Source organism: Paenibacillus sp. IITD108 (genome assembly GCF_036541265.1).
Taxonomy (GTDB): Bacteria; Bacillota; Bacilli; order Paenibacillales; family Paenibacillaceae; genus Pristimantibacillus.
Genome location: NZ_JAZHCT010000002.1, coordinates 271,787 through 292,938 on the forward strand (window position 1 = coordinate 271,787; position 21,152 = coordinate 292,938).

Here is a 21,152-nt window from a genome sequence, read left to right on the forward strand (position 1 = left end):
TTTCCTTGCTTCTTGTCTGCGCCTCATTTCAGTCCTATAATTCATATCAAATTATTATGCTGTCAAGCAGAAACGGCTTCCGCCGTCCTTATACTTTTTATATGTTCAGAAAAGGAAGGATGAACAAAGCAGATGAAAGCGATTGCGTGGTTTCGCAAACAAAAAATTCAATACAAAATTATTATTATTTATGTGCCGCTGGTGCTCATTCCCCTTTTATTGCTCAGCTTTTTTTCTTACAAGATCAATACGGACGCTGTTATTGCCCAAACCAAAAAAAATATGCGGGATGAGTCCGGACTTATAACGACCCGTATTGATGCCATATTGGGAGCAGCTGAAAGCTTTGCCAATAATGCGATGCTCGATTTGAACAAGGAAGCCGGACTAAAGCTGCAAGACGGAGCACCCAAGCCTATGACACAAATTCCTATCAATCCGGATTATATTATCCGCAACCAAATAGAAATGAAGCTGGACATTGCCAAGCTTATTTTTCCGGAGGTAGAATCCGCTGTTTTTGTTGACCGCAGCTACAATGTTTATGTGACCGATCATCGGCTTGTTGCAGGCTCTATCGAGGGATTCTCCAGCCCGATGTTTGAAGCTGTTGCTGCCAGCAACGGATTGCCCATTTGGTTTTCGATGGAAAAACGTGAGTTTTGGTCGCTTGCTCCCGAGGAGCCGGTGCTTACTGCAGGCAAAAAAATATATGACACCGAATCGCTTGATTTACTTGGTTATTTATTCGTCAACATTAATGAGAAAACACTATCTTCTGTCTATGCTCCAGTAGGACCTGTGCAATCGAATGGTTACTACATTACAGACAATCGAGGAATGATTATTTCCTCCTCCCGAAGTGAGCAGATTTTACAACCTGTCTTGTCCGACTCAGAGCTAGCAGATCGTTCAGACCAATTTTTGCGAAGCACAATGCATTTTGACAAGATGGATTGGACGCTCGTCAATGAAATTCCGCTCATGGAGCTAACAAAGCAAACCCGTAAAGTATCCTCCGTTATTCTAATTGCTGCCGGCATCTGTTTGCTGCTTGCTTTGCTTGGCGCTATTATTCTTTCCAAAGCAATTGCTTCGCCAATTATTTCTCTTGCCAAGCATATTAATCGGATCCGCGACGAAAATATAGATCGTCCGGTCCAGGTAAGGAGCAGTGATGAGATCGGCATTCTCGGTGCGGGACTGAATATGATGCTTGGCAGAGTGAACGATCTTCTTATACGAATTAAGGAAGAACAGCAACAAAAGCGCGAATACGAACTTGCCTTAATCCAAGAGCAAATAAAGCCTCATTTTTTCTATAACACATTGGATTTGATCTATGTTTTGTGCAAATCTGGCGAAAGCATTGAGGCAAGCCGGGCTGTCAAGGCACTTGCCGATTACTATCGGGTAAGCCTTAGCAACGGGAAGGAAATCATTTCAATTCGGGAAGAAATTCGCAATGTGAACAGTTATCTTTATATTCAAAAGGCTCGTTATCCGGATATGTTTACCTTCTCTGTTCATATTCAAAATGAATTGCTGAACGGCTCCATTCCCAAATTGACGCTGCAGCCGTTAATTGAGAATGCGATTTATCATGGGCTGAAAGAAAACGGAACAGCTGGGCATATATCCGTCACTGGCGTTATGCACCAGCAAATCATACAATTAAAAATTACCGATGACGGACTTGGCATTGCTCCGCAAAAGCTGGCTGGACTGTTACAAGGTGATAACAATGAAGATTCCTTCGGTCTTCACAGTGTGCATGAGCGGATCAAGCTTTACTTTGGCGACCAATATGGCGTAACCATAACCAGCAGGCAAGGAGAAGGTACAACAGTGCTGCTGGAATTTCCGATGATTGGAGAAACTCCTTATGTATAAAGTTATTTTTGCAGATGATGAAGCGGTTTACCGTAAATTTCTTTGGCATGTCATTGATTGGAGGGCGCATGGCTTCCATATCGTGGGGGAGGCTGGCAACGGCAAAGAAGCGCTTGAGCTCATTCGGGACAAACAGCCGGACATTGCACTGCTTGATATTAATATGCCGTTTATGAACGGCATTGATTTGGCTGCTGCTATTAAAGAGCAGTTCCCACATACAGCTATTCTGATGATAACGGGGCATAGTGAATTCGAGTATGCTCGCCAGGCGCTTAAGCTGAATGTGGATGATTATATTTTAAAACCATTCGATGAGGACGAACTGCAAACTGCGCTTGCCAAGGTGAAAAGCAAACTTGAAAAAACAAGACAAGAGCATAATAAAGCATTAAAAGAACAAACCGTTTGGCGTGAAACTATGCTGAATCAATTAATTAGCAACGAGTTTTCAGAAAATAATGATTTGATGCGTGAGCAAATTACAGCTTATCTCCAACAAACCGATGGGGTATTTCAAGTGTTCACAGTCGAAATTGATCATTTGCAGGATCACGAACCAAGCGCACATGATATTCGGTTATTTAAATCGATTATTGCCAACCTGCTTCAAGATTTAATTAAGATCGACGGTCAATTTTATATTGGCAACGGCCCGGAAAACAGAGTCGTGCTGTTGCTTCAATTCAACAAGGAGACAACACGATACGATCATACCGCATTATTGTCGAAAGAAGAGGAGGAGCAAACGAACGCGGCTTTGTTAAAGCTATGCTCACTGATTAAACGGCATTTCGGATTTAGTGTAACGATCGGTGCAGGCAGTGCCGGGCTTGGTCTATCCTGTATTCGCAGCTCATACAAGGAAGCCGTAATTGCTCTTTCGAACAAAATGACGATGCAGCTTGCCGATGTGCTCTATTTTGAGGAGATGAAGCAACGCTTCGCCAATGCAGGCTTCTATCCAAGCGAAATTAATGAAAAGCTGCTAGTTCAACTGCGCAGCCACGATACAGCGGGAATTGAGAACAGTTTAAAAACGATTCAAGCACATGTCACTTCACATCAGCTGGCAATGGAATATACACAGCTTATTTTATCCAGCCTCGTATCATTAGCGCTTACTTATATTTATGAATTGGGCAAATCAACGGAGGATATGCTGCTAGAGCAGTTTTCTCCGCAGGATGTGCTGGAGCAGCCATCACTCGAAGCAGCTTTCGGCTGGATCAGGGAGCTCTATATAACGGTATGCGATAAATCCAAACAGTCGAAGCCTTCCAAATCCAACCGTTTACTCAAACAGGCACTGGCTTTTATTCAAGTTCACTACACTAACAGTCAATTAAAGGTGGAGGATGTAGCCAAGCATGTCTATATACAACCTCGTTATTTGCTCAAAATTTTTAATCAGGAGCTGGGCAAAAGCGTCAGTGACTATATTTTGGAGCTGCGGATGGAGCAGGCAAAAAGCTTGCTCAGCAGCGGACAAAATTTACGCTTGACCGATGTAGCCGAAATGAGCGGCTACAATGACGCCAGCCATTTCAGCAAACGATTTAAGAAATATACAGGCTTGTCACCAAGTGAATTTGAAGTGCTGCGCTCAAAATAGAACGTAAAAAGACATGGATGTTCCGAATCGTCCATTATCGATTCCAGCTCCGCTATATACAATAGGCTTATCACGTAACTAGGGGGAATAATCATGCAAGCCAAAAAAGCTTCACTGTTACTGTTTGCACTTATGCTAGTAATGTTAACGCTTTCCGCATGTGGAGGCGGCAAGGAGCCTGCTCCATCAAGCAATCCGTCCAATACAGAGAAAAACAATAATGCCGAAACGAAAAACCCGCCGGACAACAGCGGTGAAACTGTCAAGCTTAACTTCTACGCTCAATACAGCGGCTTAGAAAAAGGAGTTTATGATGCAGCGCGCGACGAGCTGAAAAAAGTGATGCCGAACGTTGAAGTAGAATTTGAAGTAGCTGCACAGGATGATGAGCAAAAAATTAAAACATATGCCGCAGCAGGCACTTTGCCAGACATCTTCTTTGCTTCCAGCGGCTTGATTGAGACGTTGAAAAAATCCGAGCATTTGATGATTCTCGACGAGTATGTAGAAAAACACAATATTGAATCTTTGCTGAACGAGTCCTCCAAACCGATGCTTCGCAATAAGGATGGGCACTCCTACACAGTACCAAACGTTGGTCAGTGGGCAGGCGTTATTTATTACAACAAAGATTTATTTGAAAAGCACAATGTAAAAGTTCCAGAAAACTATGATGAGTTTTTAGCAGCAGTAAAAGCTTTTGCTGCAACAGATATTACTCCTTTGTCTGTATTTGCTAAAGAAAAGTGGCCTGGTGTTCTGCTTTTGGATATGGCAACTGTCGGCTACGATGTTGAAGGCATCAAAAAACTGGACAATGGCGAAGGGAATTTCTCTGACGAAGCATTCTCCAAAGCGGTTCATAAAGTAGCCGAGCTGGTTTCTGCCGGTCTTTTGTCCAAAAATGCATTTAACACGACTGCAGACGATGCCAATGCATTGTTCACCTCCGAAAAAGCAGCGATGTTCGTTAATGGCTCATGGGGAATGGGCAGCATAGAAGAAAAGCTTGGCGATAAGCTGGGCATGCTGTTCACACCACTGAAGGATGCTGATATTGCCGACAATGTGAAGTGGAATGTAAGCGGCGGCGGTTTCAACCAAGGCTTTGCCGTATCTAAAAATTCCAAGCACAAAGAAATCGCAGCTGAATACGCGGCACTGTTCTCTATCGAATTTGCCAAGCAACGCGTTATTCAAATCGGCGACCCGAACTCTATCTTGGTAGAAGATATCGAGCCTAACGGCGGATTCACGGCTATTCAAAAATTTTATGCGGAGCAATCTGCTAATTTCCAAACGATGACTACTTTCGCTTGGGGTTATGAGAATGCTAAATTCAAGACGATGATCGAGGATAACTCGCAAAAACTGCTTGCAGGTCAAGCGCCAGAGAAATTTATTGAAGAAACGAACAAGGTGTTAGAGCAAGCGCGCAAATAATGACCAACAGCAGGTTATCCCGGTGCTAACCGGGGTAACCTGTTATTTCGAGGAGGACCCTATGACTGCAAAACAGAAATACAGACTGGCTGTCCTTGTATTTACTGTCCCTACCCTGCTATTTTTCACTGTCATGGTTGTCTATCCAATCATTCAAACCTTTCAGAAAAGCTTCTTTGATTGGAACGGTCTGACGGCACCGGTTTATATCGGCACAGATAACTATACAAGACTTTGGGAAGACGATGACTTCTGGGTTTCCTTAAAGAACGGGTTCATCTTTGCCTTTGTACTCGTTATCTATCAGATCGGACTGGGCACCGTGCTCGCAATTGCGATGAGCTCCAAGACATTGCGTGGACGCAAATTTTTTAGAACAAGCTATTTCATCCCGGTTGTATTGTCAGGTGTTGTTGTTTCTCAATTGTGGATCGCGATATATAACGCAGATGGCGGACTATTGAACAGCTTGTTTTCCTTATTCGGGTTTAATTATCAGCAAGCATGGCTTAGCGGAGAGCATACTTCGATTTGGGCTATTGCATTTACTAATGCTTGGCAAAATATGGGTGTCCATTTGGTGCTCATTTATGCTGCGATCAAATCCATTCCTGAACATTTGTATGAGGCAGCGACGCTCGATGGCGCCTCCTTTTGGAAAACCCATACACGCATCACTATCCCGTTATTAGGCGAAACCTATAAGTTCTGCTTGGTTATAGCTATTACAGGCGGGCTGAATGCTTTCCAAAACATGTTCGTTATGACCAATGGCGGACCTGGCAATATCTCATACACCTTTACATTTATGATGTACAAAGCCGCCTTCCGTTCCGGTGAATACGGCTATGGCTCTGCAGCTGCTGCTGTGCTTGTTATTCAATGTTTGATTATGACGATTCTTATTAACAAATTAATAGCACGAGAGAAGATCAGTTACTAGGACGGGGAGGATCATATGTTAATGCGAACATCCAAGAGGGCGCTGGCTTACGGTCCGTTATCCTTCTATGTCATTGTCAGCCTGTATCCGCTAGTTTGGCTGCTCTTTTATTCCTTTAAAAACAATGAGGAAATTTTCTCAACTAACGTTTTTGGAATACCGGAGATTTGGCGGATTGAAAACTACAAAAATGCTTTTGCGGCGTTTGATCTTATACTGCACTTTAAAAACAGCTTAATTGTCTCAGCAGGAACGGTCGCGATTACTGTATTTTTAGCATTAATGTTTTCATATGCTACCGCCCGCATGACATGGAAATTTTCTGAGATCAGCCGGATCTATATGACAGCCGGTATGTTTATCCCGATGCAAATTATTTTAATTCCTTTATTAATACTAAACAGGCAACTTCATTTGCAAGATACGTATTTAGCTGTAATATTGCCTTATGTAGCCTTTCAGCTATCGTTTGCATCCATCGTCTTTTATGCGTTTTTCCGATCATTGCCTTACGAAATCGAGGAATCGGCAGCTATTGATGGAGCAAGTATTTATACGACATTCTTTCGTATTATCTTGCCGCTTGTTAAGCCCGCTGTTGCTTCTGTCAGCATCTTCGTTTTCTTGAATGCGTGGAACGAGTTTTTAGTAGCGCTTGTTATGATCAGTAAAACTGCGCTCAAGACAATACCGCTTGGTTTGCTCTATTTCCAAACACAATTTACTTCAGATTGGGGAGCGATGGGAGCTGTCATGGTTCTGTCCACTTTGCCTACCATTATCGTATATTTGATTTTCTCTGAGCAAGTGGAACGAGCACTGACAGTCAGTTCAGCTGTGAAGGGCTAACGTATAGGGATTGGAGGTCAAGTCATTGAAACTGCAGTTATTGGGAACCGCTGCTTTTGAGGGAATTCCTTCATTATTCTGTACTTGTGACTTATGTAAAAAAGCTATTCAGCTTGGCGGCAAAAATATTCGTTCCCGCACATCCGCTATGATCGACAATGAGCTGAAAATCGATTTTCCGCCAGATTCCTTGCATCATATGCACCGTTTTGGACTCAATTATGAGCAAGTAAAAGACATCCTATTCACCCATTCTCATTCCGACCATCTCTATGCGGAAGATCTTGCTGCCCGCTTGCCGGGCTATGGCAAATCGCTCGACCATACATTACAGCTTTATGGAAACGATCTTGTCCTATCCAAATGTATGCATATACTGGCTGTTAACGGTGGCTTGCAGCAAAAGTTCCAATTGAACAGACTGCAGCCTTTTGTAAGGACAAAGCTGCAAACGGCCAGCATAGTTCCTCTGCCGGCAAGCCATGATCCCCTGGAGACCTGCTTTATCTTTTATATTGAAAAGGATGGGAAAGCCATTCTATATGGGCATGACAGCGGGGATTTCCCTTCTGATGTGTGGGAATGGCTGGAGCAGGAAGCTCTGCCGCTCGATTTGGTTGTTTTGGAGTGTACAATGGGTTACAACCATTATCGGCTTACTCATATGAATGTTGACGCTGTATTGGAAACAGTCGCCAAGCTGCGCCTAGAGCAATTATTGAAACAAAATGCACCTGTCATAGTCACACATTTCTCTCATAATGCACAATTACTGCATGAAGACTTGGAAGCTATTTTCGAACGTCATGGCATTACAACAGCGTATGATGGCTTAATTGTAGAAATATAAAGTGAAGAAAACCCGCCAAGCGGATAAGGAACATTTCGTTCCTCTCCATCTGGCGGGTTTTATCCATTCCATTATATATTATGAAGCCGGCTCCTGGTGCGAACGATCCAAGTTCACGAACTTATTAAAGTTTTTCAAAAATGCTAGCTCAACCGTGCCAACAGGACCGTTACGCTGCTTAGCGATAATGATTTCAATTATATTTTTTTTCTCAGATTCCTTATCGTAGTAATCGTCACGGTACAAAAACGCTACGATATCGGCATCCTGCTCAATCGAACCGGATTCCCGAAGGTCGGACATCATCGGACGCTTGTCCTGGCGCTGCTCTACGCCGCGGCTCAGCTGTGACAGAGCGATAACCGGCACTTCCAGCTCTCTCGCGATCATCTTGAGCGTACGAGAAATTTCGGATACTTCCTGCTGCCTATTTTCCCCCGCCTTGCCGCGCCCTTGAATAAGCTGCAAATAGTCGATCAGAATCATGCCCAGACCGCGTTCCTTCTTCAAACGACGGCATTTGGAGCGTATATCCGCTACGGTCACGCCAGGTGTGTCATCGATATATATTTCAGCCTCCGACAATGCGCCAATTGCCATCGTAAGCTTCTCCCAATCATCGCCTTCAAGACTTCCTGTACGCATACGGGTGGCATCCACATTCGCCTCGGCACAAATAATACGCTGTACGAGCTGTGCCGCCGACATCTCCAGACTGAATATCGCTACCGTTTCACGAGCTCTGACGCCGACATTTTGCGCTATATTAAGGGCAAACGCCGTCTTTCCTACGGACGGTCTGGCCGCCACGATAATCAGATCGCTTCGCTGGAAGCCTGCTGTCATACGATCCAAATCCACAAATCCGGACGGAATGCCAGAGGTTCCGCCTTTATTGGAATATAAGAACTCTACCTTCTCAAAAACTTCCATCAATACGTCGCGTATTGATATAAACCCGCTGCTGGAGCGTCTATTGGATATTTCAAGAATTTGCTTCTCGGCATCGCTTAGCAGCACGCCGATATCATCCGCACTCGCATAACCATCGGATACGATATTCGTAGCCGTTCGTATCAATCGGCGCAGCATCGACTTTTCTTCTACGATTTGAGCATAATAATCTACATTCGCGGCTGTCGGCACTGCATTGGCCAATTTGGCCAAGTAGCTAACGCCGCCTATATCCTCTAACTGCTGTTGATCGAGCAGATGTGAAGTGAGCGTGACCAAGTCTATCGGCTGATTGTTCTCGCCAAGCTCAATCATCGCCTCGTAGATGCGCTGATGGGCTGAGCTATAAAAATCTTCGCTTCTCAATCTCTCCATAGCCGTAATCAATGACTCTGGCACGAGAAGAATTGCACCAATAACAGCCTGCTCCGCTTCTAAGTTTTGAGGAGGGATACGATCAAACATCAGCTCGTTACTCATTGCGCACTACTCCTTCATTTTTAACCATCTTTCAAACTGCATGGGATGCGAAAGCTATTTATCCTTATTCTTCAGCAATTTGAACATTAAGCTTCGCTTTCACTTCCGGGTGAAGCTTAATTGAAACCTGAGTTACACCTAAGGTGCGAATAGGCTCATCCAGCTCAATTTTACGCTTATCAATTTTAATGCTGCTGGCAGCGAGAGCTTCCGCTATTTGTTTAGAGGTAACCGCTCCGAACAAACGCCCGCCTTCGCCTGACTTCGCTTTTACTAAGATGGTCATTTCCTCCAGCTTTTTGCCAAGCGCTTCCGCTTCGCGTTTTTCCTCTGCTTTACGCTTTTCTGCAGATGCATTTTGTACCTCTAACGTCTTAATATTGCCTTCCGATGCAATTTTAACGAGGCCCTTCGGCAATAAAAAATTGCGTACATAGCCTTCGGACAGATCCTTTACGTCACCGCGTTTGCCTTGACCTTTAACATCTTTAAGAAAAATTACTTTCATTCAAATAACCCCTCTTCCTTTTCAATTTGCGCTAATATAGCCTTCAATTGATCAGCAGCTTCCTCAACTGTTGTTTCCAGCTGAGCAGCAGCATTGGTTAGATGGCCCCCGCCGCCTATACGCTCCATGACAACCTGAACATTCATTTGACCAAGAGAACGGGCACTTATGCCAATTAAGCCGTCTGGACGCTCGCCGATCACAAACGAAGCTCTTATGCCAGTCATATTAAGCAGTGTATCTGCCGATTGCGCAATCAGCAGCTGCGAATATTGACGGCCGCTCTCTGCGATAGCAATAGCGATATGATCATAGTAAACTTCAGCATGCTTAATTATTTCTGCCTTAATGATGTACTCCTGCAAATCTTCCTTCAGCATGCGTTGAATCATCGCAGAATCTGCCCCATGACGGCGCAGAAATGAAGCAGCTTCAAAGGTTCTGGCGCCCGTGCGGAGCGAGAAGCTTTTTGTATCGACGGTTATTCCTGCTAGAAGCGCTGTAGATTCCCGTACATCAAGGGTAACACGATCATGAATATATTGCAGCAGCTCCGTGACAAGCTCACAGGTGGATGAAGCATACGGCTCCATATATACAAGAATCGGATTGGCAATAAACTCCTCGCCTCTGCGATGATGATCAACTACGACAATACGATCGGTCTGCTGCAGCAGCTTTGGCTCCTTCACCATAGATGCTTTATGGGTATCGACCACAACAACGAGCGATTGCGGCGCGATTAAATTGGCAGCCTGCTCTGGCGATACAAATCGCCGAGACAGCTTTTCATCCTCCCGCAGCAGCTCCATCATTTTTTGAATAGCTGGGTTTATGCCCTCCAGCACAATGTAAGCCTCTTTGCCGAATAGCTGTGCAGCTTTAAGCACACCTATGGCAGCTCCCACCGCATCCATATCCGGCATTTTATGTCCCATAATAACAATGTTGTGGCTTTCCTTCATCAAATCCCGCAGCGCATGCGCCACGACGCGGGCGCGCACCCTGGTCCGCTTCTCAACAGCATTCGACTTGCCGCCATAGAATGACTGTCTGCTGCCAATCTTGACCGCCGCCTGATCGCCCCCGCGTCCAAGTGCAATATCAAGGCTCATATGTGCCCATTGTCCAAGCTCCACAGCATCCTCAGCGAGTGCCGCAAAGCCTATGCTCAGTGTAACTGGAATTTTTTGATCAGAAGTCATCTCCCGTACTTCATCCAAAATAACAAAGCGCGACTGCTCAAGCTGCCGCAGCTTTTGCAAATCTGTTATAAGTAAAAAACGGTCAGAGTTAAGCCGTTTAAGATATATTTCATACTTTTGCGCCCATTCGGTAATGGCTGTCGTTACTTTTGACAGGAGTGAGCTGCGCTGATGGTCATCAAGCCCCGTTGTAACCTCATCCAAATTATCGATCATCACAATACCGAGAGACAGCTTTTCATCCTCGTACCTGCGGCTGATTTGCCATAAATCCGTTATGTTGTTTACAAACAATATGCGTTCTTTGGGCTTGAAAAGCAGGCTGAACATTTGCGTGCCGACTGCCGCTTCTACGATGCCATCCCGGTCCTTGCCGTGCTGCAAGGTCGGAAAAAGTTCTGTAAGAGGCAGGCCTATCAGCGATTCCCGCTCCTGCATACCCGCTATATATCCATTATGCCATTCGATTTTGCGATCTTCATTATATAAAATAATGCCAAACGGGAGCTCATTGCTAATCGCAATCCCCGCCTTATGCAATCGATAAGATAGCGTGGCAATATAATTTTTCAGTTCCTTGCGGTTTTGTTTCTCAACCATGATGTAATATATGGCTGTAGCAATAGCAAGCAGCAGCGCAGCAGCGCCAAGCAGCCAATTAAACCAGGCTAGCGCGGCAGCCATGACAAGCATGGCAGCAAATAGCCACAGCTGATGCGTTCCATTCCATTTTGCTACCAAAAACTTTGGCATTTCTCACTCGCTCCCGTGCTATGATTTCGTAAATGACTTGCGGATTGGAAATGCGGTATCCAGCACTCCAATCAGGCTAAGCGGCGGAAATAGCAGCACAGGTATGGCCAGCAATAAAGGTACTGACTTGTGCCAGCCGCGCTGATCAGCGATAAAGAAAAATAATCCGATGGCCTGAATGGCGAATACATAGGAAAGCAGAGGTACTAGATTCAACAAAGCAATCGCTATAAATGACTGGTCCGTAGGTGAAATCATCATATCCCCTACATAAGCAATCAAGTAATAGAACACAAGGATACGCGGCAATCGCCAATCCTTAGCTTGTGGAAATGCAGCAATTTCCATTCCTTGCTTGTTAAGAATGCGTCTGGAAATGAAATGAGTAAATACCGTATAAAGAAATGAAAGCATAATAAACGATAATGGAATTGCGTTCAGCACCGTGCGAATCATCAGTTCTGTCATATCGCTGTTCCAATTCGGCATAAGCAAGTTGCTGTCTGCCAGCTGCTGGAATAACGTGCGTATATAGTCGCCTATTTCTTTAATCAAAGAATAATCAAGCAGAAGCTTGAACAATAACAGCTCCAGCATAATTTGCGCCAAAAATACGATCGACACTGTGCGAATAACTTTGCCTGCCGATGCGCCCTTCTGATATAAATGCCCCATGACGATTGAAGGCACAACGAAAAACAGCCCTATCATCATAATAGCCGAATTTATAATTATACTTGCTATTACCGCAATCGGTATTAGACATAATACAAATGATTTCCTGGGCAATGTCGTGTAGAGGACTACAAAAGGCACCATAATGAACCATAGTGCGGGGAAGTTTAGTACAGGCACAACAAGCAGCAATAGTGTAATTAGAGCGGCTGCACTCCAAAGCACTGGTTTCAAGCCAGTTTTCAAACGATTCACCTCTTAGAATTTACATATTCATTTTTTGTTTGGCTCATGAAGAAAGTGTAAAAAATTTCCTCAAATCAAAGTATGCAAGGATTAACGGCTTCGTCGTCCATAGGACAGGCGCGTTTACCGATGAATATAGAAACAGGATAAGTTAAAAACTTATACTTTCTATTATTTCCAGGATAGATTAGCTTACATTCTATAAGCTTTCCAGAGCATACCGCTTATCAAATCACTATTCCTCCATTATAACATAAATCATTTTGAACGCATTATATTAGATATTAATTCCACTCAAGTGAGCCAAGAATGGTGCAGCTTTGGCGGCGCTGCGTTTTTATATACAAAAATGCTGGTTGTTAGCGGTTGAGAGTCACATTGCAATTGATGCAGAAGAGATAGCTTTATATAGGTAACTGTAGTGGTCATACGATCCGCTATTTGCCCTAAAATCACCTTTTTTCAATTTTCGCTGACACTCATTCCGTTATGCAGCTATAATTGGGGCGATTTCAGCCAATTATTAGCCAATAACGGAACGTCTGTCACTTTACCTCCTTAAAACTGCTACTTTCAGCATTATAACGGAACGTCTGACCAACCAGGTCACACCTGGACGATTCTATGCAGAAACGCACGGAGATCAAGCTATAAGAGCAACAAAAAAGAAAACGCCAGAAATACTGGCTATTTCCAGTATTCCTGACGTTTCTGGCAGTAATCAATAATTTCACTTCTGCGTACAATACCAATAAAATGATTGCGGTCATCAATAACGGGAACGAAGTTCTGCTGCTTGGCCAGAGAAATCAAATCCTCCATATTAGCATCAATCTGCACGGTCTTGTTATTCATCCTTAACGGAACATCACTTAGCTTTACTTTATTGGTTGCCTCAAAGGTGAGGTCCGGACGATTTTTCATAAACCATAACAGATCGCCTTCCGTAACAGTACCTACATATCCGCCTTCATCATTAATAATAGGGACAGCCGAGTAGCGATGATATTCCATTCGTTCAAGCGTCTGCCTCAGTGTAGCATCATGTGCCACACTAATCACCTCTTGCTTAGGCAGCAAGAAAAACGCTATATTCATGAACTGTTTCACTCCGATCTATCAGCAGCACTAGTAATTGACTGAACCTGCGATTCCTTATCCTTCAAATATTTTTCAGGCAAAATCAAATTTGCATCCTTCACGGATGGATCCAGCCAATTTTTGATCATGGCCTGAACCTTGCTCAAATCCTTCTCGTCAGCAAAATAATACCAGGCTCCGCCGCTTTCCAGACGATGTCCTTCGCCCGCTAGCGTGTGATTATAAATATTCCTCTGTTTAGACTGTAGCATGACTTGAGCCAAGTCGACAAGGTTATCCGGTCTCATATCGGTTTGAAAGTTGTTGCCAAGTATATTAATCAGCTGGGGAATTTTCATCCACTGATTCATATTGGTAGCTTTATCCATCATTGCACTTAATAATTGCTGATTGCGCTCCGTACGGCTCATATCCCCGCCGGCATCCTCGCGGTATCGGACGAAATTCAATGCATCTGTACCGTTATAAAGACTTTGGCCGCCTTTAATAAAGAAATAATCATGATTAGGGTCTTTGTTTTCGATATCTTTCTCGATTGGCAGCGCAATGCCGCCCAACTCGTCGATAACCTGCTTAAACCCTTCAAAATTAATTGAAGCATAATAATGCACCGGAGAATCCAGCAGCTTTTCTACTGTATCCATAGACATGCCTGCGCCGCCAAAAGCAAACGCATGGTTAATTTTATCCTTCCGGTCGCGTCCGACGATCTCAACATACATATCTCTAGGAATAGAAACAAGCAGTATGTTGCCGTCTGATGGACGAACTACTGCATATAGCAAAGTGTCTGAGCGGCCCGTTTCCTTTCCTCTCTGGTCAATTCCCATTAGAAGAAACGCGATTGGGTCTGCTTTTTTATTCACAACATTGGTAGGGTAATTATTTTCTCTGCCTTCTAGTGGCTGGTATGTCTTCTCTAATTGCTCCTTAACATGGCCTTCCACAAACCAGTCAAAACCGAGCATGGCCAGAGCTCCTCTATTCAAATAAAGCACCGCAATCAATGCAACAGCAAGAGCGCTGCCTGCATAGATCCATCTCTTCCTATTCATCGTCGTTTCCTCTCCAATCAAGAATCTGCAATATCTTACATCAAGCAGCAAATATTATCGACATTATTCTAAACGAACAAACAGGGCAACAAGTTACAAACCGTTTACAATTTTAATACTTCTCATTAAAAAATTGTAATAAATCGCTCTCCGCCCGCATATCTTCGTTCCAACTGTTGCTCACTACAGATCGACATATTTTTGCATCACGAATATAAATTTTCCTCATTATAATTGTTCTTGCAACACTCTGCAAAATTTTACAAATTTTTTGGCTTATAAAAAAGGTATAACGGCAGCTGGCATGGAATACAATCATTGCAAGAATATGTCCAAGAAAGGATGACGCTCCATGCAGCCAGTACATGTAACTCCTGATCCGTCTTCAACGGGATTAGACCCTAAAGTAGCAGGCTTGCTATGCTATCTGGTAGGCTTCATTACAGGCATTATATTTCTTATTGTAGAAAAGAAGAGCTATTTTGTAAAATTCCATGCCATGCAGTCAACGGTTGTGTTTGGCGGACTGGCAGCCATTAATTTAATTCTTTCGTTTATACCAATTATTGGCTGGCTTCTAGGCATCATCGTTGGACCGCTGACATTTATTTTGTGGATTGCCCTTATGCTGCTTGCTTTGCAAGGCAGAACGATTCGCATTCCCGTTATTAGCGACTTTGTTGATGAGCAGGTTCGACGCTTCTAAGCCTTGTCAAAGGAAAAACGGCTTTGCCGTCCTTTGGACAGCGCGGTTATCAATGAACACGAGCCTGTCTGCGCGATCTTATCACACAGCAGGCTCTTCTTCCAATTATATTTTTTTCTGTCCCTCTTTGCTTCCCTTCCAATCATCCCTTACACTCTTGCCCCAGAGCGGAACTCCCGACCGATATGCCGCACGGCCATTAAGATGGCCCGCTACAGGCGAGGTTAGAAACACAAATATGATTCCTAAAATCAGCTTCATGCTAAAATGTCCGTTTATGATCCATTCCGCCAAAAACACACTGGTTACAATAATGAGTACGCCTAATGTGGCGCTTTTTGTCGCCGCATGCGAACGCAAGTATACATCGGCAAAGCGTATGACGCCAATTGCACTAAGCAAGCTGATGAAAGCTCCCGCAACAATGAATAAGGAAAGCACAATTTCACTAGCTGTCTTTATCGTCTCCCACATCAAACACGCCTCCTCTTTCAATATATCTGGCAAATGCGGTGGTACCGACAAATGTTACGATTCCAATTACCAAAATAAGATCATAATAAGCCCTCGTCCCGAGCAGCAAGCCAATAATGGCGACCATGGACAAAATAAGCACACCGATCATATCCAGCGCAGCAATTCGATCCGGGATCGACGGCCCCTTCAGCAATCTGTACATGCTGCCTGCAATCGCAAGCGCCAGCAATGCCAAGGCGATCATCAATAACGGCTTTATCATGCCCGGCTCACCTCCATAATCGCCCGCTCAAACGTATTTTTCATTTGATCGATAAGCTGCTGGGCATCTTCAATATCCATCGCGTGGATATATAATGTTTTCCCGTCAGGAGCAATATCAAGTGTCAGCGTCCCCGGCGTTAAACAAATTAAGCTGGATAATAGCGTGACCTCCCATTTGGACGTTAATTGCGTTTCCAGCGCCACGATGCCTGGCTGCATGCGCATTTGTGGAGAGACGACATGGCGCAGCACAGCATAGCTGGATAAAAACAGCTCTTTATTAAACAATGCCAGCAGCTTGAATGCTGGCCAGATTTTACGTAATAGTGCCATATTGCCCCTCCTCTACTTTAAAACGGCCTCAATGTATTGTGCTGGGCTGACAAGCAGCGCTCCTGCCTGTTCAATGAAGCTGTACAACCATTCTGCTCCTATCCCCATACCGATAACGATAGCTAGCAAGCCTAAGGCCGAGCCTAAGGCGCTGCGCGGAATAAGCGCCGGCTTATGACCTTCCTTGCTTTCATCCCCCCAAAAGGCATGCATAAAGATTCTGATTAAGGAATACAGCACAATAAAGCTGGACAGCAGGGAAAGCGCCGCAAGTATATAATACTCCTGCTGCAGCCCGCTTCTAATGAGCAATACTTTGCCCGGAAAGCCGCTTAACGGCGGCAAGCCTGCGATAGCGAGGGCAGTAAGGAAAAACATCCATCCGAGAAGCGGATATTTGCGCAGCAAACCGCCCATCTCCGTAATTTTATTCGTTCCTGAAGCATATATAATGAGTCCACCAAGCATATAAAGAAGTGCCTTGGCTGCCATATCATGCAGCAAATAAACGATGGCCCCCTCCAAGGAGGCGCGAACAGCCACGGTCAGGCCAAAGATGATAAACCCTACGCTAATGATGACATTATAGTTTAGTATGCGCTGAATATCCGAATAGGCAATTGCTCCGATTGCGCCAAGCGTCATCGTCAGCCCTGCCATTATGCCCAGCCAAAGCTGTATATGGCTGCCCTCCAAAGGAAATAACAGCGTGAACGTTCTTATTAAAGCGTAAATACCGACCTTCGTCAGCAGCGCTCCGAATAAAGCCGCTATGGCGGCAGGCGGTGCAGCATACGAGCCTGGCAGCCAAAAAAATAAAAACAGTCCGGCTTTAAGAGCGAACACGAGCATAAGCAGTACAGCAATCACTTCCAGGATGCCAGATGGCGACTCAGCGATTCGCTGCGACAAATCGGCCATATTCAGTGTCCCCACGACTCCATACAAATAGGCCATTGCAGCGACAAAGAGCGTTGAGGAAAATATATTAATAATCATATACTTCAATGTTTCTCTCAACTGCTTTTTTTCCCCGCCCAGCACGAGCAAGGAATAGGACGCAATTAAAAGCACTTCAAAGCATACAAACAGATTGAATAAGTCTCCGGTCAAAAATGAGCCGCATACGCCTGCCAGTAAAAACTGGACAAGCGGATAAAAGTAATGGCGCTCTCTTTGTTCCCCTATCGTTCCCATGGCGTACAGCAGGCACAGTCCCCCCACTATTGCTGTGGCAGCCGTTAACAATGCCGCTGTCATATCAGCTGCAAACACTATGCCGTAAGGCGGAAGCCAGCCGCCCATATGAAGCGTAAGAACGCCATGCTCCTTGACTTGTGCAACGATATAAATGGACGCTATCATTTGCAATACACTGCCAAGCAAACTAATTGCACGCTGTGCGGCAACATGCTTGGCAAAAAATAATAGAACAGCAGCCGTACATAAAGGCAGCAGAAGCGGTAAAACAAGTATATTATTCATCCTGCCCACCTCTCAGCTCATCCATATTATCCGTCTGAAGCTTCTTATACGCGCGATAAGCGATTACGATAAACAGCGCAGTTACGCCAAAGCTAATAACTATCGATGTTAATATAAGCGCCTGCGGCAAAGGATCGACAAAACGCTGCGCTTGTTCGCCCGCGATCGGCGGCGAGCCGGTCTTCAAGCTGGACATCGTCAGAAGAAGCAAATGGACGCCATGGGTTAAGAGCGACATGCCGAGAATAATGCGCAGTAAGCTTTTGGACAATAGCAGATACACGCCTACTGTAAACAAGACGCCTATAGCGACAGACATATATAACTCCATCATGTTCGATCCCTCCCAATCGTAAATATAATCGTCATCGTAACGCCTAGCACCGTTAAGTAAACGCCTAGATCAAATATCATAGCGGTTGCCAGCTCCAGCGAGCCGATAAGCGGCAGCTCGATATGACCAAAGCTATGTGTCAGAAACGGCACTTTAAATAAAAAGGAGCCCGCACCGGTCAAAAATGCAATCATTAAGCCAAAGGCTGTTATTTTTCGGAAATCAACTGGAACGAAGCGCTCAAAGCTTTTCATGCCAAAGGCCATCGCCAGCAAAATGAACGCAGAGGATGCTACCAAGGCGCCTATAAAGCCCCCTCCCGGCTGGTTATGTCCCGAATAAAGCAAATACAGCGAGAAGCAAAGCATAATCACGACAGCCAGCTTTCCGATCGTTTGCAGCATGACATCATTGCTGCCGAGATAATAAGTCGGGCTGGAAGCTTCTGCCGGCATGCCGGCATTGTCGGACGTTTTTTCCTGCTCCCCCATTTTAATAAGCGAGTAGATGCCAAAAGATGCAATCGCAAGCACCACAATCTCAAGCATCGTATCGAAGCCGCGAAAATCTACCAAAATAACATTAACAATGTTGCTGCCTCCTGCAAGCTTCACGCTATTTTGAACATAATACTGGGAAATAGAGTCGAACAGCTTTGTGCTGCTGGCGCTTAGAGCAATGATTGTAACCGTCACTCCAACCCCCAAGGCTACCAACAATCGCAATAGCTTAAAGCGAGGTCTGAACTTTTCCCGCTTCAGCTTAGGCAGGTGATAAAAACATAGCAGGAAGAGCGCAACCGACACCGTCTCCACAATAATTTGAGTGAGAGCCAAATCCGGCGCTCGAAAAATAACGAAAAACAGAACAACCAAATATCCTGTAAGCCCCGTCAGCAATATAGCCGTTAATCGAGTACGGGCAAAGGGGACAGCCAGTGCAGCAGCTATAAGCGCTGCAATAATTACGATCTCAAAAACCGTCGCATCCGCATATCCGGTCGTGTCGATATGGAATGCGCTGACGAGTGCAAATGTCACTCCTGTGAGCAAAAGCATCGTAATCAAAATGTACAGCATATAATGCTGGATCGAACCAGTCATATATCGCCTTGTTGCCAAGCCGGCCAGTCGATGCGCGCCTGCAACTCCCCGGTCATACAGACTATTTAGCGACCAGCGGCTGCCAAGCGGCTTAACGAATAGAGCCAGTCTCGGAGACAGCAAATATAATGCTAAGCCTAATCCTATTACGCCTATCGTCATAAATACTTCAACAGTAGGGCCATGCCAGAATGAAATAGCTACTTGTATCTGCTTATTTGCAGGGATTAACGCCGGATGTACGGCATGCAGCACAGGCTCAAGTATCGTATAGGACAGCACATTCGGAAACAAGCCAAACAGAACGGCTAACGATGCCAATATTACAGGCGGTATAAGCAGACCTAACGACGCTTCATGAGGCTTTCGTTCAAGCTTTTCGATATTTCCTTTGCCTCCAAATGCTCTCAGCAGCAAGCGAATGCTATAAAAGAATGTAAATACGCTGGCGATCCATGCGACAACAGGAAAAATATAAAGCAGCTCTTCCCAATGCTTCACTTCCAGTGTGGTAATTTTAACAACTGCTGTAAAGAACATTTCTTTACTTAAAAAGCCGCTAAATGGCGGAAGCCCTGCCATCGAAAAGGTGCCGATCAAAGCTATCGTAAAAGTGATCGGCATGATCGCCATTAAGCCGCCAAGCCTGCGTATATCGCGAGTGCCCGTGCTATGGTCAATGATGCCTGCTGTCATGAACAGTGCGCCTTTAAAAACAGCATGGTTTATTAAATGAAATACAGCAGCAAGCGTAGCATTCATTAATGTGGCGATAGCTATGTCAGAGGTTGCCAGCTCAGCTGCGGAGCCGAGTCCCAGCAAGCACATAATAAGACCCAATTGACTTATTGTAGAGTAGGCTAGAATCGCTTTTAGATCGATTTGCTTCATAGCTCTGTATGAGCCATAAATTAATGTCGCAAGGCCAATGCCTGAAACAAGCCAAAACCAAAGCATATGCCCTGAAAAAACAGGTGAAAAACGGGCTACCAAATAAAGCCCTGCTTTAACCATCGTGGCTGAATGCAAATACGCGCTCACTGGCGTCGGCGCTTCCATGGCATCCGGCAGCCAGATATGGAATGGATACTGGGCTGACTTCGTGAATGCGCCAAGAAGGACAAGCAGCATAGCAGCAATAAACAGTCCTTCGCTTTTTATTGCAGGAAGCTGACTGACTACCTCTCTTATACTGAACGTTCCTGTCATAACGTAAATCAGCAGGAAGCCGGCAAACATCGCAAGGCCGCCTGCTACAGTTATAACAAGCGATTTAAGCGCCCCATACCTTGATTTGCCGCGCTCGTGCCAAAAAGCAATTAACAAGAAGGAAGACAAGCTGGTAAGCTCCCAGAAGCCGTACAGCACCATCATATTGTCCGAAAGCACTAAACCTAGCATTGCTCCCATGAAAAGCAATAAGTAAACGTAGAAGGAGGCTAGCTTCTCCCTTCTTTTGTCCATATAAAAAATGGAATAAAAGACAACCAGACTTCCAATTCCTGTAATCAACAAAGCAAATAATAAAGCCAGCCCGTCTATATATACATTAAAATCAATGCCATAAGACGGCATCCAGGACCAATTAGCGTTCCTGCTGCCTGTTTCATTGAAATCAGCTATAGAGCTTAACAGAAATATAAATAATACAACCGGAATGGGAAGCACATACCAGCCAGCATGAATACGTGGCAAGCTTCGATAAATAATCGGCAATAAAAGAGCGCCAATAAATGGAAGAATAATTATAAAATGATACGCAGACAACCTCTTTTCCCTCCTAATTACTCCTTTTAAACACAAAAGGAGCCTGTTAGTGACAGGCTCCTCCAATTAATTCCCAATATTCATTTTTCCCAAAATTCAATTTAGTATATCGC

The 21,152-nt window shown here is 44.6% G+C and carries 19 protein-coding genes; 7 read left to right on the forward strand and 12 right to left on the reverse strand.

The annotated features are described in order from the left end of the window. Positions 1-132: 132 nt before the first annotated feature. From V1L65_RS02810 to V1L65_RS02835, 6 genes are all read left to right on the forward strand, one after another. The gene (locus tag V1L65_RS02810) at positions 133-1,893 is read left to right on the forward strand and encodes a cache domain-containing sensor histidine kinase (protein WP_331697537.1); all 1,761 of its coding nucleotides are present in this window, start codon (positions 133-135) and stop codon (positions 1,891-1,893) included. Next, on the forward strand, positions 1,886-3,508 hold the full coding sequence (locus V1L65_RS02815) for a response regulator (protein ID WP_331697538.1): 1,623 nt from the start codon (positions 1,886-1,888) through the stop codon (positions 3,506-3,508). The genes V1L65_RS02810 and V1L65_RS02815 overlap by 8 nt, the downstream gene beginning before the upstream one ends. Positions 3,509-3,601: 93 nt before the next feature. Then, on the forward strand, positions 3,602-4,951 hold the full coding sequence (locus V1L65_RS02820) for an ABC transporter substrate-binding protein (RefSeq protein WP_331697539.1): 1,350 nt from the start codon (positions 3,602-3,604) through the stop codon (positions 4,949-4,951). A gap of 61 nt (positions 4,952-5,012) precedes the next feature. Beyond that, a complete protein-coding gene (locus V1L65_RS02825; protein ID WP_331697540.1) occupies positions 5,013-5,894 on the forward strand; it encodes a carbohydrate ABC transporter permease in 882 nt (293 codons plus the stop codon). Between the two features lie 21 nt (positions 5,895-5,915). Beyond that, positions 5,916-6,743: a carbohydrate ABC transporter permease gene (locus tag V1L65_RS02830; protein WP_331697541.1), complete on the forward strand. Its 828-nt coding sequence runs from the start codon at positions 5,916-5,918 to the stop codon at positions 6,741-6,743. A gap of 25 nt (positions 6,744-6,768) precedes the next feature. Then, positions 6,769-7,593, forward strand: a complete 825-nt coding sequence (locus tag V1L65_RS02835; protein WP_331697542.1) for an MBL fold metallo-hydrolase — start codon at positions 6,769-6,771, stop codon at positions 7,591-7,593. A gap of 78 nt (positions 7,594-7,671) precedes the next feature. On the opposite strand, the gene dnaB is transcribed toward V1L65_RS02835, so the two are convergent. From dnaB to V1L65_RS02865, 6 genes are all read right to left on the reverse strand, one after another. Then, positions 7,672-9,027 carry a replicative DNA helicase gene (gene dnaB, locus V1L65_RS02840; RefSeq protein WP_331697543.1) on the reverse strand — a complete coding sequence of 452 codons (1,356 nt, stop codon included), beginning with the start codon at positions 9,025-9,027 and terminating at the stop codon, positions 7,672-7,674. Positions 9,028-9,091: 64 nt separating this feature from the next. After that, the gene (gene rplI, locus V1L65_RS02845; protein ID WP_331697544.1) at positions 9,092-9,535 is read right to left on the reverse strand and encodes a 50S ribosomal protein L9; all 444 of its coding nucleotides are present in this window, start codon (positions 9,533-9,535) and stop codon (positions 9,092-9,094) included. Next, positions 9,532-11,493, reverse strand: a complete 1,962-nt coding sequence (locus V1L65_RS02850; RefSeq protein WP_331697545.1) for a DHH family phosphoesterase — start codon at positions 11,491-11,493, stop codon at positions 9,532-9,534. The genes rplI and V1L65_RS02850 overlap by 4 nt, the downstream gene beginning before the upstream one ends. An 18-nt stretch (positions 11,494-11,511) precedes the next feature. Next, positions 11,512-12,414 carry a DUF2232 domain-containing protein gene (locus V1L65_RS02855; protein WP_331697546.1) on the reverse strand — a complete coding sequence of 301 codons (903 nt, stop codon included), beginning with the start codon at positions 12,412-12,414 and terminating at the stop codon, positions 11,512-11,514. 687 nt (positions 12,415-13,101) lie between these two features. Further along, on the reverse strand, positions 13,102-13,512 hold the full coding sequence (locus tag V1L65_RS02860) for a CBS domain-containing protein (protein ID WP_331697547.1): 411 nt from the start codon (positions 13,510-13,512) through the stop codon (positions 13,102-13,104). A gap of 8 nt (positions 13,513-13,520) precedes the next feature. After that, entirely contained in the window at positions 13,521-14,570 is a 1,050-nt protein-coding gene (locus V1L65_RS02865) for an LCP family protein (RefSeq protein ID WP_331697548.1), read from the reverse strand. 352 nt (positions 14,571-14,922) lie between these two features. Between V1L65_RS02865 and V1L65_RS02870 the strand changes: the two genes are divergently transcribed. Next, positions 14,923-15,276: a DUF4870 domain-containing protein gene (locus V1L65_RS02870; protein ID WP_331697549.1), complete on the forward strand. Its 354-nt coding sequence runs from the start codon at positions 14,923-14,925 to the stop codon at positions 15,274-15,276. Between the two features lie 105 nt (positions 15,277-15,381). Here the strand turns inward: V1L65_RS02870 and mnhG are convergent, their stop codons facing one another. From mnhG to V1L65_RS02900, 6 genes are read right to left on the reverse strand one after another with little or no spacing between them, the layout of a single operon-like run. Next, positions 15,382-15,750, reverse strand: coding sequence for a monovalent cation/H(+) antiporter subunit G (gene mnhG, locus V1L65_RS02875; RefSeq protein WP_331697550.1), 369 nt, complete (start codon positions 15,748-15,750; stop codon positions 15,382-15,384). Further along, positions 15,725-16,015, reverse strand: a complete 291-nt coding sequence (locus V1L65_RS02880) for a Na(+)/H(+) antiporter subunit F1 (protein WP_331697551.1) — start codon at positions 16,013-16,015, stop codon at positions 15,725-15,727. The genes mnhG and V1L65_RS02880 overlap by 26 nt, the downstream gene beginning before the upstream one ends. Continuing rightward, complete coding sequence (locus V1L65_RS02885) at positions 16,012-16,350, reverse strand: Na+/H+ antiporter subunit E (RefSeq protein WP_331697552.1); 339 nt, start codon at positions 16,348-16,350, stop codon at positions 16,012-16,014. Before V1L65_RS02885 ends, V1L65_RS02880 begins: the two co-directional genes overlap by 4 nt. A 12-nt stretch (positions 16,351-16,362) precedes the next feature. Beyond that, a complete protein-coding gene (locus V1L65_RS02890) occupies positions 16,363-17,835 on the reverse strand; it encodes a Na+/H+ antiporter subunit D (RefSeq protein ID WP_331697553.1) in 1,473 nt (490 codons plus the stop codon). After that, a complete protein-coding gene (locus tag V1L65_RS02895) occupies positions 17,828-18,166 on the reverse strand; it encodes a Na(+)/H(+) antiporter subunit C (RefSeq protein ID WP_331697591.1) in 339 nt (112 codons plus the stop codon). Before V1L65_RS02895 ends, V1L65_RS02890 begins: the two co-directional genes overlap by 8 nt. Beyond that, the gene (locus V1L65_RS02900; protein WP_331697554.1) at positions 18,166-21,039 is read right to left on the reverse strand and encodes a Na+/H+ antiporter subunit A; all 2,874 of its coding nucleotides are present in this window, start codon (positions 21,037-21,039) and stop codon (positions 18,166-18,168) included. Before V1L65_RS02900 ends, V1L65_RS02895 begins: the two co-directional genes overlap by 1 nt. Positions 21,040-21,152 lie beyond the last annotated feature (113 nt).